Here is a 19,192-nt window from a genome sequence, read left to right on the forward strand (position 1 = left end):
AAAAAGAGCTGGAATTTTAGCCCCAGCCCTTTCTTCTTAGTACATTTTCATATATTGGTCGCGTTCCCACTGGTGAACAGTTGAACGGTACATATCGAACTCAATTTCTTTTGCTTCTTTAAAGTTCGCATAGATATGGTTGCCTAATGCTCTTTGAACCACTTCATCTTTTGCTAGTAATGCTAATGCATCATCTAAAGCTGCAGGCAGATTATCGATGCCGTTAGCTTTACGCTCTTCTTCGCTCATTACATAAATGTTTCGGTTAATTGCTGGTGGTGGTGTTGTTTTTTTGCGGATCCCTTCAAGACCCGCCTCTAAAATTACCGCCATCGCTAAATATGGATTTGCTGATGGGTCCACTGAACGAACTTCTACACGTGTTGATACGCCACGAGAAGAAGGAATACGGATTAACGGTGAACGGTTTTGCGCAGACCATGCTACGTAACATGGAGCTTCATAACCTGGTACTAAACGTTTATAAGAGTTTACTGTCGGATTTGTAATTGCAGTAAAACCTTGAACATGGTCAAGCACACCTGCCATGAATTGCATCGCTGTTTCAGAAAGCCCTAATTCAGTAGACTCATCATAAAATGCATTTTCTTTTCCTTTAAATAAAGAAACGTTAAAGTGCATTCCCGATCCAGCTTCACCGAATAAAGGTTTTGGCATGAATGTCGCATGTAAACCGTGCTTACGTGCAATTGTCTTAACAACTAATTTAAAAGTTTGGATGTTGTCGCATGCAGTAATAGCATCCGCATATTTAAAGTCAATCTCATGTTGACCCGGTGCAACTTCATGGTGAGAAGCTTCAATTTCAAAGCCCATTTCTTCCAATTCCAATACGATATCGCGACGGCAGTTTTCACCTAAATCTGTCGGTGCCAAGTCGAAATAGCCGCCGTGGTCATTTACTTCCAAGCTTGGCTCGCCTTTTGCATCCAGTTTAAACAGGAAAAACTCCGGTTCTGGTCCTAAGTTGAAATCTGTGAATCCTAGTTCTTTCATTTCCTTCAATACTCGTTTCAGGTTGTTACGTGGATCACCTGCAAATGGTGTACCGTTAGGATTGTAAATATCACAGATGAAACGTGCTACCTTCCCTTTTTCAGCTGTCCATGGGAAAATCATGAATGAATCATAATCCGGATACAAGTACATATCCGATTCTTCAATACGTACGAAACCTTCAATTGATGAACCATCAAACATCATTTTATTGTCCAATGCTTTATCTAGTTGGCTTACAGGAATTTCTACGTTTTTAATTGTCCCTAAAATATCTGTAAACTGTAAACGAATGAATTTTACTTGTTCTTCTTCTACTAGACGTTTAATATCGTCTTTTGTATATTTGCCCACTAAATTCCACACTCCTAAATTTGTTCAGTACCGATTTTACTCGATCTTTTATAATTTACACGCTATTGGTAAAAGCGCGATAAATCCCCTTGTCGAATAGATGTTTTTTGCATGCGTTGTGCCTGGCGCATTTCTTCACGTAAAATTTTGCGTAAGTCCGAATCGGAAATTTCTTTGCTCGCTTGCTGTGCTGCCGGATCATTTTTCAAAGCAAATACTTTTTTGATCCCTGCCATATTGATGCCCTGTTCAAGCATATCTTTGATTTCCAATAAAGTGTCGACATCATTTAAAGAAAACATGCGTCGATTTCCTTCTGTACGGTGCGGCTGAATTAAATCATGCTCTTCATAATAACGGATTTGTCTTGCTGTCAGATCCGTCAATTGCATGACGATACTTATCGATAATAGTGGCATTGAACGTCGAATTTCACTACTCAATTTAATTCACCTCCCTTATCGCTATATTACGACTTGTAATTTACATTGTCAAATGTATGTTAGAAAAACTGACATTACTTTTTTAAATGAGCGAAAAGTAAACAGAATATAGCGAATTTTACGCATATAGAAAAATCGCCCATTAAATGGACGATCCCTAAATATCACTTTAGCTTTTGGACAGCAGAACAAATAGCATATTTTACATGTTCATATGTTAAACCACCTTGGATGAAGGCTGTATAAGGAGGGCGGATTGGACCGTCTGCCGTTAATTCAATACTTGATCCTTGAACAAATGTACCTGCCGCCATAATGACATCATCTTCGTATCCAGGCATATAGGCAGGCTCCGGCGCAAAATGGGCATTAATAGGTGAAGCAGCCTGAATTTCACGACAGAAAGCTACCATCTGTTCCGCCGTTTGGAATGAAACGGATTGAATGAGATCCGTACGAACATCAGTATAATGGGGAGATGTTGTCATACCGATTTCCTCAAGCATTGCGGATGTAAAAATTGCACCTTTTAAACTTTGTGCAACAATATGCGGTGCCATGAAGAAACCTTGGTAAAAGTCTGCTAACGTATTTAATGAAGCGCCTGCCTCAGCTCCAATTCCCGGTGATGTCATACGGTATGCACATTTTTCAACTAAATCTGCGCGACCTGCAATATATCCACCGATTTTTGCAAAGCCCCCTCCAGGATTTTTAATTAATGAACCGGCCATTAAGTCAACGCCAACTTCTGTCGGTTCAAGTAATTCCACAAATTCACCGTAGCAGTTATCTACAAAAATAATGGCATTCGGTGCGATTGCCCGTATTTTCACAACCATTTCGGAAATTTGTTCAATCGTAAATGATGGACGTGTTGCATAGCCTTTGGAACGCTGTATCGCAATCATTTTCGTATTTTCGTTTACTGCCTTTTTTACACCTTCCCAATCGATTTTCTTATTGTCGATTAAATCTACATGAGAATAGCCAATCTTATAGTCTTTCAAGGAACCTGTATCCTTTTCGCCACCATCAACGATTGATTGTAGTGTATCGTACGGTTTGCCTGTAATATAAACCAATTCATCACCCGGTCGTAATACACCGAATAAACTTATTGTGATCGCATGTGTACCCGAAATGATCTGAGGACGTACGATGGCCGCCTCTGCCCCAAAAGTTTGCGCATATACACGCTCTAAATTATCTCGGCCCTCATCATCATATCCATACCCTGTTGAAGGATGAAGATGAAAGTCACTTACCTGATTATTTCGAAAAGCTGCCAGTACCTTTTGTTGATTATAAAATGCACGTTCATCGACTTCCTGATGATAAGTGCGGACTTTTTCTTCCACTTGTGCTGCAAGCGTTAATGTTTCAGCTAATAATATTGATTGAAATGCCATAATTCCTGCTCCATTCTGTTCAAACTGTATCCATTATACATGAAAAAAAATAGTTTTGACGAATGTTTGAAAAACTGCTATCGTCATGGTCGAAAGGACATTAAGGGAGAGATGTTTATGGCGTGGGATGTATTTAGTTTGATCGGAACGGTTGCCTTTGCCATTTCCGGGGCAATTGTGGCAATGGAAGAAGAGTATGATTTATTTGGGGTGTACATATTAGGTATCGTTACAGCTTTTGGCGGCGGGGCTATCCGTAATATATTAATCGGCCTGCCGGTTTCGACATTATGGAACCAGGAGCTTATGTTTCAATTCGCGCTTCTTGCGATTACGATTTTCTTTTTAATTCCGCATCATTTATTTAAACAGTGGAGTCGATGGGGATACGTTACCGACGCAATCGGATTATCCGCCTTTGCCATTCAAGGTGCAATGCATGCTGTCCACCTGGAGTTACCGATTGTAGCAGTAATTGTAGCTGCCGTTTTAACAGGTGCAGGCGGGGGGGTGGTTCGGGACTTGCTTGCCGGTAGAAGACCCATTATACTGCGTCACGAAATTTATGCCGTTTGGGCGGCCAGTGCAGGTTTCTTAATCGGCCTTGAAATTTTTAAGGGGGATTTGTTTTTATACTTTTTATTTGTTTCCATTACTGTCCTGCGGATATGTTCATACACTAAAGGCTGGAGCCTGCCATCAAAGAAAATTTATTATACAAAGTAGGATAACTAAAGGGAGTGCCGAATCAATCGGCACTCCCTTTCTTTTGGAAATTATTTAAATTCTAATTCTCCATCATAGGCCATCATTCCGCCATCTAAATTCGTTACATCAAAACCTTGCTCTGCCAGATATTCGCAAGCATTTGCACTGCGTACCCCGCCTTTACATACGACGATGTAGGATTTTGAATTGTCTAGTTCATTAGTACGTTCCGGGATTGAGCCAAGTGGAATATGTACAGCACCTGGAATCATTCCGTGTTCCACTTCAAAATCTTCACGAACATCGATTACATTTAAATCTTCATTTGCATCGAGTAAGTTGATCAGTTCATCTGTTGTCATCGTTTTCATCAAAAATCCTCCAATACTTATAGCATCTTAGTCATTATAATCAATCAGATCAAAATTCGCTACAAGTTTGGCTAGGTTGTTACTCTTCTTCCGTTAACGCTACATTTTTGGACGGTACAAAAGTAGAAATTGCATGCTTGTAAATAAGCTGCTGTTTTCCTTCCGATTCCAATAGTACGGTAAAGTTATCATATGATTTTATAAGTCCTTTTAATTGGAAGCCATTTAACAGAAATACCGTTACAAAAACATTATTTTTACGTAAATTGTTTAAAAAAGTATCTTGCAAATTTATCGATTTCATCGTCGTTCAATCTCCCTTACCTTAAAATACATGCAATAGTTACCTATTCGTTATGCGTACAAAATTTCCCTTTAAATTTAATGAATTTCAAATAAACTTTTTATTTTACTCCAATCATTTCCGATCCACGCAATTTCCATTTTATTTCGGAAATAGGTAAGTTGGCGTTTCGCATAGCGACGGGAATTTTGTTTAATCTGTTCCACTGCTTCTTCAAGTGAAACTAGTCCATCAAAATGGGCATACAGCTCTTTATAGCCGATCGCTTTAATCGCCTGGACATCGCGGATTCCCGCTTCATATAGCGCGCGGACTTCTTCGACAAGACCCGCTTCCATCATTAAATCGACACGTAAGTTAATTCTTTCATAAAGTTTTTCGCGATCCATATCCAACCCGATTATTACATGGTTATATAACGGTATGTCCCCTCGATTGAATTGCTCTTCTGCTCGAGAGACCCCTGCAAGTTCTGCCATTTCCATTGCCCGAATAACACGTCTTGTATTGTTCGGATGAATGGACGCCGCCGCTGCTGGGTCCATTTGAACAAGTTTCGCATGCATCGCTTGTGGCCCTAACACTTCAAGTTCTCTATAATAATTTTCGCGAGCTGTTTCATCGACCTCTTGTTTGGCAAATTGAAAATCATATAGGACAGATTGTACATATAACCCCGTTCCCCCAACAATAATCGGCATTTTCCCCCGAGCTTGAATCTCTTCAATTTTACCGCGGACAAGCTGTTGATATTCTGCAACCGAAAAGCCTTCTGTCGGTTCTTTAATATCAAGCAGGTGATGCGGAACCCCTTCCATTTCGGCTTCGGTAATTTTGGCCGTACCGATATCCATATGGCGGTAGATCTGCATAGAATCTCCGTTAATAATTTCACCGTCAATCTCTTTTGCCAAGCGGATACTCAGCGCTGTTTTTCCGGATGCTGTAGGACCGATAATGGCCACGACATCGATTTTTTTATTCATCTTTTAACCACCGTACAATTATTTCTTTTACTTGTTCTTTCTTTTTTTCGTTTAAAATTTCATGCCGCATCCCTTCAAATATATGCACCTTTACATGTTCTACACCCGCACGTGCAAACAGTTTACCAACATGAAATGCCCCTTCTGCTTCAGGCCCGGCAATCGGATCATATGTGCCGTTTACTACAAGTATTTTTAAATCAGGTCGTATTCGCGCATTTGCACGGTCATTTTCGAGCTTCAACATGCCTCCCGTTAAATCAACGAAAAATTGATTCGTCGGGATCACACCGCACAATGGATCATCAATATATTTTTGTACTTCCTCTTCATCGGTTGTAAGCCAGTCAAAATTTGTTTTCGGATTTTTAATTTTACGATTGAAACTGCTAAAACTAAGATCATTCATAAGATCACTTTGAATTTTTGCTCCCTGCAGGTTTACCAGCTGCTTCGCTATAATATGCCCTGCCTTATGAAGCAATGTCGGTGAACCCGTACCCGATAAAATCAGCCGTTCTATTTTATCACTATGCTGTTGGATAAAACGTCGTGCTATAAAAGAGCCCATACTGTGACCGAATATAATAGCCCGTTCTGCCGTTTCTTTCTTCAAAAAGGAAAGCACTTCTACAACATCATCTACAACAAGCTCAAATCCCTTTTCAGGTCCGAAATAACCAAATATGCCGTTTTTTTGCGCTGTAAAACCATGACCGCGATGATCATGCGCTGTTACAAAATACCCTTCATCACATAGCTTCTCCGCGAAATTTTCATATCGACCACTATGTTCCGACATCCCGTGCAAAATATGAATATGCCCTATACGCTTTTTACTTGGTGTATATGTACGGACAAAGATATCATGCCCGTCTGACATTGTGACAAAAAATGACCGTTGCTCCATAAAACCATCCCCTCGTTTATCCCGCATTAACTAGTAGTAATTTATCTGCCTCGAAAGCTTAGTGGCAGAGGCAAGACTACCCGTAAAAACCCGATTGGTTCGGGCCGACACAATGTTGGTCACACAAGCGTTGTCACAAAACGTGACGGTTTTAGCTTATGTTCCCTCTAATGAGTGGGAGTGAAGAGATTCCCCACTTATTGAAGTTTCACTGTATGAATTACATTACCCGTTTAAACATTTTTTCCACTTCATACGACGTAAAATGAATCAATACAGGTCGCCCATGCGGACATGTAAACGGATTGTCAGCATTTCGTAAGTCATTAATCAGTCTTTCCATCTGTTCTTTATTTAAATAATGATTCGCTTTAATCGACTTTTTGCAGCTCATCATAATGGCCGCATCTTCACGCAATTTTTTTATATCGGTTTTCCGTGCGCTTAGCACTTGCTCTATTAGTTCCTCTATAATTTCCTGTTCTTCGCCTTTCGGGAACCAAGTCGGGTATTCCCTTACAACAAATGAAGAAAGACCGAATTCCTCCAAGAAAACCCCTACTTCTTCAAGTGCCTCCTTGGATTCTTTTAGACGTAATGCCTCATCAGCCGCATAATGGAATGTTAAGGGCATGAGGAGAGTCTGGCGTTCGTTTGCATTCACTTCTCCGACTTTATCTCGGAAATATTCATACTTAATTCGTTCCTGTGCTGCATGCTGATCGATTAAATAAAATCCGTCTTCCATTTGGGCTACAATATACGTTCCGTGAATCTGTCCGACAATTTCAACTTGTGGAAAATGCCTTTTCGATTCGACTTCTTTCATTGGTGACTCTTCCAGGTACATTTCCTCTTCAATAGTCGGAACTTCATGGAAGTCTTCCGTAGAATGCTGTTCGCTGCTTTCCGGCTCGGGTGGAGCTGCAGGCACGACCTGTTGTTGTGTCGGGACCGGCGCATACGGCTCTTTTACAATGGATGCTTCACTTGATAATCGCTCAACAATTGTCGATAACTTATCCTCATTAAATGTCGGCTGCATTGCAGGTGCCGGATTCCAAATATTCATCTGTTCAGTTGGCGTTCGAATTGGTTTTTCCTTTTTTTCAGCGAGCGGAATACGGATAATCTCCCGAATCGCTGAACGGATCGTATCTTCAATAAGCTTCAGCAGTTCCGGCTCTTTACTTAAGCGTACCTGATGCTTCGCCGGATGGACATTGACATCTGTTAATTGCGGATCTCCCTCGACATACAAAAGTACGATTGGGAAACGCTCAATCGGTAAATACGTATGATATGCATCTATGATTGCCTTCTGAATCACGAAATGTTTGACCCAGCGCCCATTGACGAAAAGTGACATATAATTTTTCGAAGCACGCGTAACTTCAGGTAAACTTGCAAAACCATGTATTTTATAATCTTGATTTTCCCCTTCAAACGGCAGCATTTTCTTCGCATTGTGTGCACCGTATATTGCCGCCAATACTTGCTGCACCTGGCCGCGGCCGTTCGTTTGCAATAATGTTTGCCCATTATGCACAAGTTTAACCGCAATCGTCGGATAGCCTAGCGCAATCCGGTTAACAAAATCGATTGTATGTCCAAGCTCAGTTTGAATCGTTTTTAAATATTTCAGGCGTGCCGGTGTATTAAAGAATAGCTGTGCAACAGTAATATCTGTTCCCCTGCGCAGTGCGGTCGGCTGGTGTTCCTTCAAATGACCGCCTTCCATATACAGGTGCACACCTCCATTCCCGTCCGAAGTGCGTAATGATAACTTGGAAACCGAAGCAATCGATGCCAATGCTTCCCCGCGGAAACCGAGTGTCCGAATACGGAACAGATCCTGTTCTTTTTCTATTTTTGATGTAGCATGGCGGGAAAAGGATTTAAGAGCATCTTCCTCGTCCATCCCGCTTCCGTTATCAATGACTTGTATCGAATGAAGGCCCGCTTCTTCCAGGAAAATTTCGATTGACGTACTGCCCGCATCGATTGCATTTTCAACTAGCTCTTTCACGACAGATGAAGGGCGTTCAACTACTTCACCGGCTGCAATTTTATTCGATAGCCACTCATCCATTATTTGAATTTTTCCCAAAGCCGTTCCCTCCTTTATTGATTGCCTAGTAATTTTTGCTGCAGTTCATATAGTAATGTCATTGCCTGCATCGGTGTTGTGCCCATCACATTCAGCTTTGCCAATGCATCAAGCACTTCTTGTTGTTCCGGTGCGATTGCTGGTTCTTCCTCTATTGTAAACAATGAAAGCTGCTGGTCGTTCTCCATCACCTGTTCCGGTATTTGCGGATTTTGAGGTGGTTCTTGTTTATAATTGATCGCTTGCGGCTTTTCTTCATTCGCAGCCTCAAATTGCTCCAGTAATACGCGAGCACGTTGTAAAATCGTTTCAGGCATTTCTGCCAGCTCCGCCACATGGACACCGTAACTTTTATCTGCGGCACCTTTTTTCACTTTATGCAAAAATACAACCCGGCCATCTTGTTCGGTTGCACTGACATGAACATTTTGCAGACGTGAAAGCTCATTTTCCAAATCCGTCAGTTCATGATAGTGGGTAGAAAATAATGTGTTTGCCCCGATTTCATCATGAATATACTCCATCATCGCCTGTGCCAGACTCATCCCGTCATATGTTGATGTACCGCGTCCGATTTCATCAAACAGCAGCAGACTGTTTTTAGTGGCATGTGTAATGGCATGCTGTGATTCAAGCATCTCTACCATAAATGTCGATTGACCTGCCGCTAAGTCATCTGCTGCACCGATACGCGTGAAAATCTGATCAGTAATCGGAAGTATTGCTTCATCAGCCGGCACATAGCAACCCATTTGTGCCAATACGACGATGAGTGCTACTTGGCGCATATACGTACTTTTACCCGACATGTTCGGACCAGTAATCAGCATCATGTTTTTATCATTTGTCAGCACACAATCATTCGGTACATAACTTTGCTTATTGAGCATTTTCTCAACAACCGGATGTCTTCCTTCAATAATTTTCAAAGCACGTCCGTCATGGAATACCGGCTTTGTAAAACGGTATTTGTCCGTTACCATCGCAAAGCTCATCAGTACATCAAGCTCACTAATTTGGGCAGCCAATGCCTGTACACGGGGAATATACCCTTTTAACTGTTCACGCAATGCTACAAATAAATCATATTCCAGCGCAAGACTCTGCTCTTCGGCATTCAAAATTAGTGCTTCTTTTTCTTTTAATTCTTCTGTAATAAAACGCTCGGCATTCGCCAATGTTTGTTTTCGTTCAAAGCGTGCCAGGTCTGTATTATTCAAATGGGATTTTGTAATTTCGATATAATAGCCAAATACACGGTTATAGCCTATTTTTAAATTTTTAATTCCTGTCAGTTCACGTTCTTTTTGCTCAAGCTGGGCAATCCAGTCTTTCCCGTTTCGGGAGGCATCACGATATTCATCGAGCTGTGCATTGTAGCCATCGCGAATGACATCGCCTTCTTTGATTGAAATTGGCGGTTGATCGGTAATCGCCTCTGCCAGCAATTGTTCAATATCGGCGCATACGTCAAGCTTTTGTCCTAGTGCTGTACATTTTTCCAATCCGCAGTTTACAAGCTTTTGCTGAATCATCGGTACTTGGCGTAATGATTCACGCAGCTGTGCCAGATCACGTCCCCCAACAGAACCAAATGCAACTCGCCCTGCTAAACGCTCTAGATCATATACATTTTTCAGCAATGACGTTAATTCATCCCGCAAAAAGAAATCTTCCAGCAATTCTGTAACAATCGCCTGGCGTGCTTCAATTGCATTTTTCTTTGCAAGCGGCTGGTGCATCCACTGTTTCAGTTTTCGGCCTCCCATCGCCGTTACCGTTTCATCCAAAAGCCACAGCAATGTACCTTTAGAATCACCTCCGCGTATCGATTGAATCAACTCTAAATTACGTTTGGAATTCGTATCGATGCGAAGGAAGTTATGTGCCTCAGTATAGGTAAACGGCTGAATATGTGATAACGAACGCATTTGTGTACGTTCCACATATTGTAATAATCGCTTTGCCACGCCTTGCAGCTGAACCGGCAAATGAGCGACATACTGATTTGCTTTTACCGGATCCATTTCTTCTGTTTCAAGCGACAGAACGATACCACCTGCTTCCGCATAATCTGCAAGCAGTAACTGCAGCTGCTCGTTTACGATCAATTCTTTTATTGCATATGCTTGTACTTGCTGAATTAATTGTTTTGCACTTCCTTCAATAACAGAACAATTGGCTTCGCCTGTCGATACATCCAAATAGGCAAATACCATTTCATCATTTTCATTACTTTCAGCTGCTGCGATGAAATGATTGGATTTCCCGTCAAGTGCTTTCCCCTCTGTAATCGTACCTGGAGTAATTACTTGTACTACTTCACGTTTCACAACACCTTTTGCATGCTTTGGGTCTTCCGTCTGTTCGCATACCGCCACTTTAAAACCTTTTGAGACAAGTGTTTCGATATAGCCTTGTGCAGAATGATGCGGTACCCCACACATCGGAATCGGATTATCGGTATTGCCAGAGCGCGCTGTTAGTGTAATTTCCAGAAGCTGTGACGCTTTAATGGCATCATCAAAAAACAGTTCATAAAAATCGCCTAAACGGTAAAATAAAAAAGCATCCTTGTAATCTTGTTTTACGAGTAGATATTGTTGCATCATCGGTGTATATGTAGTCATGTTTATTTCCCTCACTTGCTAAAACTTGTACAAGTATTATACCATTTGACTCGCATTTTGCCTTGCAAACGAAAAGAAAAGGAATTGTCTGAAAGTAATCTTCAAACAATTCCACTCTGTTTACGATAGACTTTTGCAGTTTTTTACGACTTTAAATTTGCTGTTAAAAAATAGACGTTTTCACGAAAATGATGAGGAGTCATAATCTTTGCCATAATCTTTTCCGCCCGAGTCGGACGATGAAGACGATGACGAGGATGACGAGGATGATGATGAAGAAGTGCTGGATGGCTGCTGTGAACTTTCTTCATATGACCATTCATCTTCATAATCCAGTGGGTGTACATTAATCACAACTGTCGTTTCCCCAATTATCTCCACTAAAAATTCACGCTCGACCGTTACTTGGATTTTGTCGCCTTGCTTAGTAATCACTGCCTCAATACAATTCGGCGCTTGTAATACACGGACTTTTACATCATTTGAATCGACTTCATCTCCATCACGGAATGACAGTTTGACACGGTCCTTATAGGAAATTGTCTCTGTATGCACTGCCGTTTTTGAATGATTGTTATATGCGTACCAAACATTCACCTCGAATTTCCCCGTCACCTCAACAAATTTACCATTACGTTTCGCCTGGTATTGATGGTTAATTACCCAACAACCTAATATGCTCGTTGGCGCATTCGGTGGACAGAGCGTTTCTACACATTCGGTACGCTTCTTCCCTTTTGCAATAACTGCTTTCGTCACAATTTGACGTAAACGCTTCACCGAACATCTCTCCTTTCTTCAACTAACTCGACTTATTGTATGCGACAGGTGCCTAAAGGGTGAAATGAGTTTTTAGAAAAAAAAAACTACTACAAACCTTTGTTGTAGTAGCGCTTTTGCTATTGCTTCACTCAATTATACCTCGGTGCAGTTATGTCGGGAAGCGGGATAAGGCCTACATAGTGCTGTCTTATTTAGCCCATCTTTTATTTTATTGAAAGCTTCATTTGCTGAATGAAGCTTTTAACTGCTGATTTAACAGTTCATTAATTTGTTCAATTAACATTGGTTTATAATAATAGTATCCTTGCCCAACCTGACAGCCTAATCGCTTTAGCTCAAGATGCTGTTCTTCTGTTTCGATTCCTTCTGCTACAGATACCATATTCAAGTTATCCGAAAGCTGAATAATGGTTTTAATAACGGCATTCATCCGTGGATTCGCTAAGTTATCGACAAAACTTTTATCAATTTTGATTTCTTTAAATGGCAGTTCCTGCAAATAGCTGAGTGATGAATAACCAACACCAAAGTCATCAATCGATGTTTCAATCCCCAGCTGTTGCAACTCGTCGATTATTTTTTTTGCTCTTATGACATTTTCCAGTTCGACACTTTCGGTTATTTCAAATTTTATAAATTTCGGATCTATTTTATAGCTTTCTATAAGGGCAATGGAACTTTCTACAAATGCCGGATTATAAAAATGGCTTGGTGAAATATTGATCGATACTTGATACAATTTCAATCCCGCATCGTGTCGCTGTTTTTGCCATAGAAGCACCTTCTTGAAAATTTCGAGGTCTACTTTATAAATATTACCGGTATTTTCTGCAACCGGAATAAATAACGTCGGTGAGACAACACCTAAATCCTTCGAATTCCAACGTGCCAAAGCTTCAAAACTTTCAATTTCCCCTGTCATCAAGTTCACTTTCGGCTGGAGCATCGGAAAAAATTCACTATTTTTTAGACCGCGAGCAAAATGGGCCAGTACATTCATTTCTTGTTCTACAGATTCAATTAAACTCATATTAAAATTTTTAATAACAGTGCCCGTTACTTTAAGTGCACTTGATAACGCAATATCCGCCTGGCGGACTGCTTCTATGTAATTAATACGGGAACTAAAAGATGAAGTTCCTATTTTTAATGTTAAGTATACTTCTTTTCCATCAATATAATATGGCTCTGATAAAAACTGTTCAGCTACAATGGGTGGAATCTTCATTTCCCGTAATGATAAACGTGTCGCTACAATAATCGCTGAATGGGTATACCTCGCAATGATCGAGTCTGCGAATGATGGGATATTCTGTATTCGATTTGCTAGCTGACGCAGCACTTCATCCCCGCCTTGCCGGTCATACAAATCAATAATATTTTGATATTCTCCCGGTTCAATAATATATAAATGCCCCATCGACTGATTTGCAGTAAAATCATTTAAAATGATTTTAAAGCGTTCATAATTATTTAATCCGGATGCAACATCACAAAAAGCAAGACGGTGAATCGCACTTTTTTGGTCAAAATATTTTAATGCGAGTGTAACAATCGGTGCGATTCGGTTCATGAATTTTATTTCAATCGTTTTTGGTTCTGCCCGTTGTTCAAAGTACATTGTAAATAAACCGATCGTTTTTTCTTCTGAATTTAAAATTGGCTGACTCCACATTGAAACTATACGATATTTATCGATAATCGGTCTATATGCTTCATGATAAATCGATTGCTCTAAGTCTTTTAAAATGAGCGGTTTATTTATTTTCCTATTGTCTTTCATATCCATCAATAAAACTTTCTCATCGAGCTCCTTCAAATCTTTCCACATTTCACCGTAAATATTAATCATCCGGTCATTTTCATCAACAAGGACGATGGAACAATGGCATTTCTTTCCGAAAGTTATTTCAACCGATTTGCAAATATTACGTAATACATTTTCAAGTGGATGCCCTGTTTCCAGACTAAAGTAGACTTCACGTTCCAGCTCAATCAACGACTCTATGTTCATGGAGTCCGTTACATCTTTCATTATGATCACACAATATTGGAGTATTCCTTGCTGATTAAACATTGGTAAATGCCTGACTTCGTTCCAAAATGCATATCCATCTTTCCGGTAATGAAAGGATGATGTTTTAAATGTCAGTCCATTTTCAATACTTTCCTGAATCGAATTCTCATTTAACATGTCAGTAAGAGGTCCCTGTAGTAAAGAAAGCGTTGACCCGAGCACATCATCTTCCCTGTACCCTGTTGTTTGCGTAAAGATCTGGTTTACAAATTCAATTGTATACCCTTTATTCGGGTTAATAATTGCTACTGCCAAATCAATCTGCCGAGCCATCTGACATAACCAATCGTACAATCCTTCATCACTTACACTTAGATTATCAAATTCGTTCATTAGTAAAGTCCTTCCTATATAGTTCTAACTAACTTAAATCATAACAAAAAACAGTAGGAATATCGACATATTTATTGTCACATATTGCTAAACTTTTAGAATATTAACTCTACATAAAAAAAGATATCCACGTGGGATATCTTTAATAATTATTTTAAGAACATGAGCCTGGTGTACTATTACGTACTTTTGATCCTGTTTCGCCTTTTAGTACATCGCCGCCTGTAGAAGCAATAACTTCATCTGTAACATTATTCGCAATGGCATTTGATACTAATTGTAACAGTTCATTTACTTCTGTCTGTGATTGCTTAAATTGTTGAACGACTGGTAATTCATCGATTTCAGTTTCAATTCCCGTAATTTTACCTTCAATCATATTAAGCGCTTTTTCTTTCCCTAAGTGCTGAAAGTTAACCGCCTGCTTTTGCAATGCTTTTAAAGAAGCGATCTTTTCGCGGACAAATTGATTTTCATTAATTTGTTCTTCCGCTTTTTTGAAAAATTCTACTTCTTCAGTATTCGCAATCATATGGGCAATTTCTTTTGCTTTTTCTACAATCTCATCTTTTGTATACAATTTTGTTGTCATTTTACGAACTCCCCCTCTTTTGTCACTTCTTCTACAAACTCACCCATTAAAGAGTAAGATTTTGCTTCTAAAATTTTTACATTTACAAGCTTACCAATAAATTTTGGATCTGCCTTAAAGTTAACAAGACGGTTTTTGCGCGTATAGCCAGCTAACACATCATCGCGTCTTTTACTGCTGCCTTCAACTAAAACTTCAACTGTTTGACCTTCCAAACCTTTGAGCGCTTTTGCAGAATACTCAGAGACAACCGCATTTAAACGGTGCAGACGGTCTTTCTTTTCTTCCTCTGTTACATTATCGACCATTTTTGCAGCCGGTGTTCCTTCACGAGGCGAGTAAATATACGTGAACGCCATATCAAAGCCGACTTGACGATATAAATCAAGCGTTTCCTGGAATTGCTCTTCCGTTTCATTCGGATAGCCTACAATGATATCTGTTGTTAATGTTACACCCGGAATTGCCGCTTTAATTTTATCGACTAATTGCAGGAAATGCTCACGTGTGTATTTACGGGCCATAATTTTTAATATTTCGTTTGAACCGGACTGGACCGGTAAGTGGATATGGTCAACAAGATTACCGCCTTTTGCCAATACTTCGATTAAATGATCATCAAAGTCGCGCGGATGACTTGTCGTAAAGCGAATACGCGGAATATCGATTTTACGGAGCTCATCCATTAAATCACCTAGTCGGTATTCAATATCATCAAAGTCTTTGCCGTACGCATTGACATTTTGGCCTAAAAGCATAATTTCTTTATAGCCTTGTGCAGCCAATTCACGCACTTCCTGAATAATTTCTTCCGGGCGGCGAGAACGTTCCTTGCCTCGTGTATACGGAACGATACAATATGTACAGAACTTGTCGCAGCCGTACATAATATTCACCCATGCTTTAATCGAGCCAATACGTTTTTTCGGAAGGTTTTCAATGACATCGCCTTCTTTTGACCAAACTTCGACAACCATTTCCTTTGACATATAAGCATCGTGTAAAATATTCGGTAATCGGTGGATATTATGTGTCCCGAACACCATATCAACATGCTGATACTGTTTTAATATTTTGTTCACGACAGATTCTTCTTGCGACATACATCCGCAAACACCAATCAGCATTTCCGGATTTTTACGTTTATATTTTAACAGGAAGCCTAGCTCACCGAATACTTTATTTTCCGCATTTTCACGAATGGCGCACGTGTTTAGTAAAACAACATCCGCTTCTTCAATCATTTCAGTCGGTGTATAGCCAAGCTGCATGAAAATACCAGCCATTACTTCTGTGTCATGCTCATTCATTTGACAGCCGTATGTTCGAATATAAAACTTACGATCCTGTCCCATTCCTAAATATTTTTCTTCGATATCAAAATCTTTATGATATTTTACTTCTTCTTTACCGCGCTTTTTCGCGTCTTTTAGTGAAGGAGCCGTAAATACTTTCTCAAAATATTTACTATAGTCTTTTTCTTCCTTAGGTTGTTTAATCTGCTGACTAGCTAGTCGTTGTTCTTCATTCATCGACTACTTGCCCCCCTATCATTTATTACCTTTACTCATTTCATCATTATAGCGAACTGTTGCTGTTTGTTACAAGCTAGTCGATAAATTGTTTGTAACTATTCAGGTCATTATCACGTAAAATTGTAAAAAATGTGACACTCAATTTGATTACCTGTGCCCAATTCATTTCATATTCCGATTCAAATTGATGCTTTGGCAAGCGCAGAACATCTTGAAATAAACGTTTTGCTTCAATGTTTTGCTGCGCTAAATATGCTAAAAACGCCAAAAACAGCTTGTGGTCTTCCAGTTGCAATGCTTTATTTTCCAGCAGAGCATCTACCCGGCTTACAGGCGAATTGGCACGTTCAAACAATTTATTCAATTCACTTTCCAGTTTTTCATTTTTATAATGCAAAAAATTTAAAATATCGGTCATATTTTCTACCTCATTTTTAAAAAACATTTCAGTAAACTATCCTCTAAAAATAAAAGGCAGAAAGATTGCTCTATCTGCCTTTTACAAATACTATTTACTATCATCCATTTTCAGTACAGCCATAAATGCTTCCTGAGGAACCTCTACTGAACCTACTTGCTTCATACGTTTTTTACCCGCTTTTTGCTTTTCAAGTAATTTACGTTTACGTGAAATGTCACCGCCGTAACATTTAGCAAGTACGTTTTTACCCATTGATTTAATTGTCGAGCGGGCAATAATTTTTTGACCGATCGCAGCTTGCACCGGTACTTCGAATTGTTGACGCGGAATCAGCTCTTTTAATTTTTCAACGATTACTTTTCCGCGTTCATACGCAAAGTCTTTGTGTACGATGAAGCTTAATGCATCTACCTGTTCTCCGTTTAGCAGAATATCCATTTTGCTTAACTTAGAAGGCTGGTATCCGATTAATTCATAATCGAATGACGCATAGCCTTTCGTATTTGATTTTAAGAAATCAAAGAAATCGTAAACAATTTCAGCTAAAGGCATTTCATAAACGATTTTCACACGTGTGTCATCGATGTAATCCATCCCTGAGAAGTTACCGCGTTTCTTCTGGCAAAGCTCCATAACAGCACCTACGTAATCATTTGGTACCATGATTGTCGCTTTTACGTACGGCTCTTCAATGCGGTCGATTTTTTGCGGATCCGGCATCATTGACGGATTATCCACTTTCAATACCGAACCATCCGTTTTTGTCACTTCATAAATTACAGAAGGCGCAGTCGTGATTAAATCAATGTTGAATTCACGCTCAATACGTTCCTGAATAATTTCCATGTGCAATAGTCCTAAGAATCCGCATCGGAAACCGAATCCTAATGCCTGAGAAGTTTCTGCCTCATATTGTAACGCAGAGTCATTTAATTCCAGTTTTTCAAGTGCTTCACGTAAATCGTTGTATTTTGCTGTGTCAATTGGATAAAGACCGCAATACACCATCGGATTTAGTTTACGGTAACCTGGAAGCGGCTCTGTCGCAGCATGGCTGCCTGCAAAAGTTACTGTATCACCTACACGTGTGTCCTGAACATTTTTAATTGATGCTGTCAAATACCCTACATCACCAACTGTCAATTCAGCTTGTGGTACCGATTTTGGTGTATGAATCCCTACTTCAATTACTTCAAATTCTGCACCTGTTGCCATCATTTTAATTTTATCTCCGGCTTTAACCGTACCATTTACAATACGGATTGAAATGATAACACCCTTATATGCATCATATACAGAGTCGAAAATCAGTGCTTGTAATGGGGCATCTGGATCACCTTGTGGGGCAGGTACTTTTTCAACGATCTGCTCCAAAATATCCTGGATCCCAATTCCTGCTTTTGCTGATGCAAGTACTGCTTCAGAAGCGTCCAGCCCAATCACATCTTCCACTTCAGCGCGAACACGCTCCGGATCTGCAGCAGGTAAGTCGATTTTGTTGATTACCGGTAAGATTTCCAGATCATTGTCCAATGCCAAATATACGTTAGCCAGCGTTTGTGCTTCAATTCCCTGTGCAGCATCTACTACTAGAATGGCACCTTCACATGCCGCTAATGAACGTGATACTTCATATGTGAAATCGACGTGACCCGGTGTATCGATCAGATGGAATGTATAGATTTCGCCATTTTTAGCATTATATTTCAATTGTACGGCATTTAATTTAATTGTAATTCCGCGTTCACGCTCAAGATCCATAGAATCCAGCAGCTGCGATTTCATTTCGCGTTGTGTAACGGTTTGCGTCGTTTCCAATAAACGGTCCGCAAGAGTTGATTTTCCGTGGTCAATATGTGCAATAATCGAGAAATTTCGGATATTCTCTTGTCGTTTTAAACGTTGTTCTCGGTTCATGTATTATTCCTCTCCTAATTAGAAAAAACACCTGAGCCCATTTAGGGTTGGTGTCACTACATATGTAGGTTATTCATCCATTTACTTTTCTACTAAAATACAGCCTCTATCTCCCACCAATTTTAAGTAATGGAACATAGAGGCATAACGTATTTTAAATTATACTATGAATTGTAGTAAAACGACAACAGCGAACCTTCACCTACAATAGGAAAACCGTATTTCGCACTAAACTATAGCGAAATACGGTTTTTCATATTTGAGCGAGTAGCCGTGCTGAAATTGCTCT

Annotated in this window: 16 protein-coding genes; 1 reads left to right on the forward strand and 15 read right to left on the reverse strand. The window is 39.8% G+C overall.

What is annotated here, in order from left to right; all coding sequences use genetic code 11:
• Positions 1-36: 36 nt before the first annotated feature.
• The 3 genes from glnA to MHH37_RS13240 form a co-directional block, all read right to left on the reverse strand.
• Positions 37-1,371 carry a type I glutamate--ammonia ligase gene (gene glnA, locus MHH37_RS13230; RefSeq protein WP_008407588.1) on the reverse strand — a complete coding sequence of 445 codons (1,335 nt, stop codon included), beginning with the start codon at positions 1,369-1,371 and terminating at the stop codon, positions 37-39.
• Positions 1,372-1,433: 62 nt separating this feature from the next.
• Complete coding sequence (locus tag MHH37_RS13235; RefSeq protein WP_008407589.1) at positions 1,434-1,814, reverse strand: MerR family transcriptional regulator; 381 nt, start codon at positions 1,812-1,814, stop codon at positions 1,434-1,436.
• 164 nt (positions 1,815-1,978) lie between these two features.
• A complete protein-coding gene (locus tag MHH37_RS13240; protein WP_342573485.1) occupies positions 1,979-3,226 on the reverse strand; it encodes a methionine gamma-lyase family protein in 1,248 nt (415 codons plus the stop codon).
• A gap of 117 nt (positions 3,227-3,343) precedes the next feature.
• On the opposite strand from MHH37_RS13240, the gene MHH37_RS13245 reads away from it, so the two are divergent.
• A complete protein-coding gene (locus MHH37_RS13245; protein WP_340798857.1) occupies positions 3,344-3,952 on the forward strand; it encodes a trimeric intracellular cation channel family protein in 609 nt (202 codons plus the stop codon).
• Positions 3,953-4,002: 50 nt separating this feature from the next.
• On the opposite strand, the gene MHH37_RS13250 is transcribed toward MHH37_RS13245, so the two are convergent.
• The 12 genes from MHH37_RS13250 to lepA all read right to left on the reverse strand — a co-directional run bounded on the left by MHH37_RS13250 (position 4,003) and on the right by lepA (position 18,903).
• A complete protein-coding gene (locus MHH37_RS13250; protein WP_014823385.1) occupies positions 4,003-4,305 on the reverse strand; it encodes a rhodanese-like domain-containing protein in 303 nt (100 codons plus the stop codon).
• A 79-nt stretch (positions 4,306-4,384) separates the two neighbouring features.
• Positions 4,385-4,609, reverse strand: a complete 225-nt coding sequence (hfq, locus tag MHH37_RS13255; protein WP_008407593.1) for an RNA chaperone Hfq — start codon at positions 4,607-4,609, stop codon at positions 4,385-4,387.
• A gap of 77 nt (positions 4,610-4,686) precedes the next feature.
• Complete coding sequence (miaA, locus tag MHH37_RS13260) at positions 4,687-5,595, reverse strand: tRNA (adenosine(37)-N6)-dimethylallyltransferase MiaA (RefSeq protein ID WP_340798858.1); 909 nt, start codon at positions 5,593-5,595, stop codon at positions 4,687-4,689.
• A complete protein-coding gene (locus tag MHH37_RS13265) occupies positions 5,588-6,505 on the reverse strand; it encodes an alpha/beta fold hydrolase (RefSeq protein WP_340798859.1) in 918 nt (305 codons plus the stop codon). Before MHH37_RS13265 ends, miaA begins: the two co-directional genes overlap by 8 nt.
• A 220-nt stretch (positions 6,506-6,725) precedes the next feature.
• Positions 6,726-8,615, reverse strand: a complete 1,890-nt coding sequence (gene mutL, locus MHH37_RS13270) for a DNA mismatch repair endonuclease MutL (protein ID WP_342573486.1) — start codon at positions 8,613-8,615, stop codon at positions 6,726-6,728.
• A gap of 14 nt (positions 8,616-8,629) precedes the next feature.
• Positions 8,630-11,245 (reverse strand): DNA mismatch repair protein MutS, encoded by a 2,616-nt coding sequence (gene mutS, locus MHH37_RS13275; RefSeq protein WP_342573487.1) that lies wholly within the window; start codon positions 11,243-11,245, stop codon positions 8,630-8,632.
• 180 nt (positions 11,246-11,425) lie between these two features.
• Positions 11,426-12,025, reverse strand: a complete 600-nt coding sequence (cotE, locus tag MHH37_RS13280; protein ID WP_008407603.1) for an outer spore coat protein CotE — start codon at positions 12,023-12,025, stop codon at positions 11,426-11,428.
• Between the two features lie 223 nt (positions 12,026-12,248).
• Positions 12,249-14,438: an EAL domain-containing protein gene (locus MHH37_RS13285; protein ID WP_342573491.1), complete on the reverse strand. Its 2,190-nt coding sequence runs from the start codon at positions 14,436-14,438 to the stop codon at positions 12,249-12,251.
• Between the two features lie 154 nt (positions 14,439-14,592).
• The gene (locus MHH37_RS13290) at positions 14,593-15,030 is read right to left on the reverse strand and encodes a RicAFT regulatory complex protein RicA family protein (protein ID WP_008407607.1); all 438 of its coding nucleotides are present in this window, start codon (positions 15,028-15,030) and stop codon (positions 14,593-14,595) included.
• Complete coding sequence (gene miaB / locus MHH37_RS13295) at positions 15,027-16,562, reverse strand: tRNA (N6-isopentenyl adenosine(37)-C2)-methylthiotransferase MiaB (protein WP_008407608.1); 1,536 nt, start codon at positions 16,560-16,562, stop codon at positions 15,027-15,029. Before miaB ends, MHH37_RS13290 begins: the two co-directional genes overlap by 4 nt.
• A 76-nt stretch (positions 16,563-16,638) precedes the next feature.
• Positions 16,639-16,983, reverse strand: a complete 345-nt coding sequence (locus MHH37_RS13300; protein ID WP_014823377.1) for a hypothetical protein — start codon at positions 16,981-16,983, stop codon at positions 16,639-16,641.
• A gap of 90 nt (positions 16,984-17,073) precedes the next feature.
• Positions 17,074-18,903, reverse strand: a complete 1,830-nt coding sequence (gene lepA, locus MHH37_RS13305) for a translation elongation factor 4 (protein WP_008407610.1) — start codon at positions 18,901-18,903, stop codon at positions 17,074-17,076.
• Between the last annotated feature and the right edge of the window lie 289 nt (positions 18,904-19,192).

The organism is Solibacillus sp. FSL K6-1781, assembly GCF_038630735.1.
Taxonomy (GTDB): Bacteria; Bacillota; Bacilli; order Bacillales_A; family Planococcaceae; genus Solibacillus; species Solibacillus silvestris.

Coding starts and splice junctions, on each gene's coding strand:
- MHH37_RS13240 (WP_342573485.1), bottom strand. CDS start 3,226: ATGGCATTTCAATCAATATTATTAGCTGAAACATTAACGCTTGCAGCA.
- MHH37_RS13245 (WP_340798857.1), top strand. CDS start 3,344: ATGGCGTGGGATGTATTTAGTTTGATCGGAACGGTTGCCTTTGCCATT.
- MHH37_RS13250 (WP_014823385.1), bottom strand. CDS start 4,305: ATGAAAACGATGACAACAGATGAACTGATCAACTTACTCGATGCAAAT.
- hfq (WP_008407593.1), bottom strand. CDS start 4,609: ATGAAATCGATAAATTTGCAAGATACTTTTTTAAACAATTTACGTAAA.
- miaA (WP_340798858.1), bottom strand. CDS start 5,595: ATGAATAAAAAAATCGATGTCGTGGCCATTATCGGTCCTACAGCATCC.
- MHH37_RS13265 (WP_340798859.1), bottom strand. CDS start 6,505: ATGGAGCAACGGTCATTTTTTGTCACAATGTCAGACGGGCATGATATC.
- mutS (WP_342573487.1), bottom strand. CDS start 11,245: ATGACTACATATACACCGATGATGCAACAATATCTACTCGTAAAACAA.
- MHH37_RS13285 (WP_342573491.1), bottom strand. CDS start 14,438: ATGAACGAATTTGATAATCTAAGTGTAAGTGATGAAGGATTGTACGAT.
- MHH37_RS13290 (WP_008407607.1), bottom strand. CDS start 15,030: ATGACAACAAAATTGTATACAAAAGATGAGATTGTAGAAAAAGCAAAA.
- miaB (WP_008407608.1), bottom strand. CDS start 16,562: ATGAATGAAGAACAACGACTAGCTAGTCAGCAGATTAAACAACCTAAG.
- MHH37_RS13300 (WP_014823377.1), bottom strand. CDS start 16,983: ATGACCGATATTTTAAATTTTTTGCATTATAAAAATGAAAAACTGGAA.
- lepA (WP_008407610.1), bottom strand. CDS start 18,903: ATGAACCGAGAACAACGTTTAAAACGACAAGAGAATATCCGAAATTTC.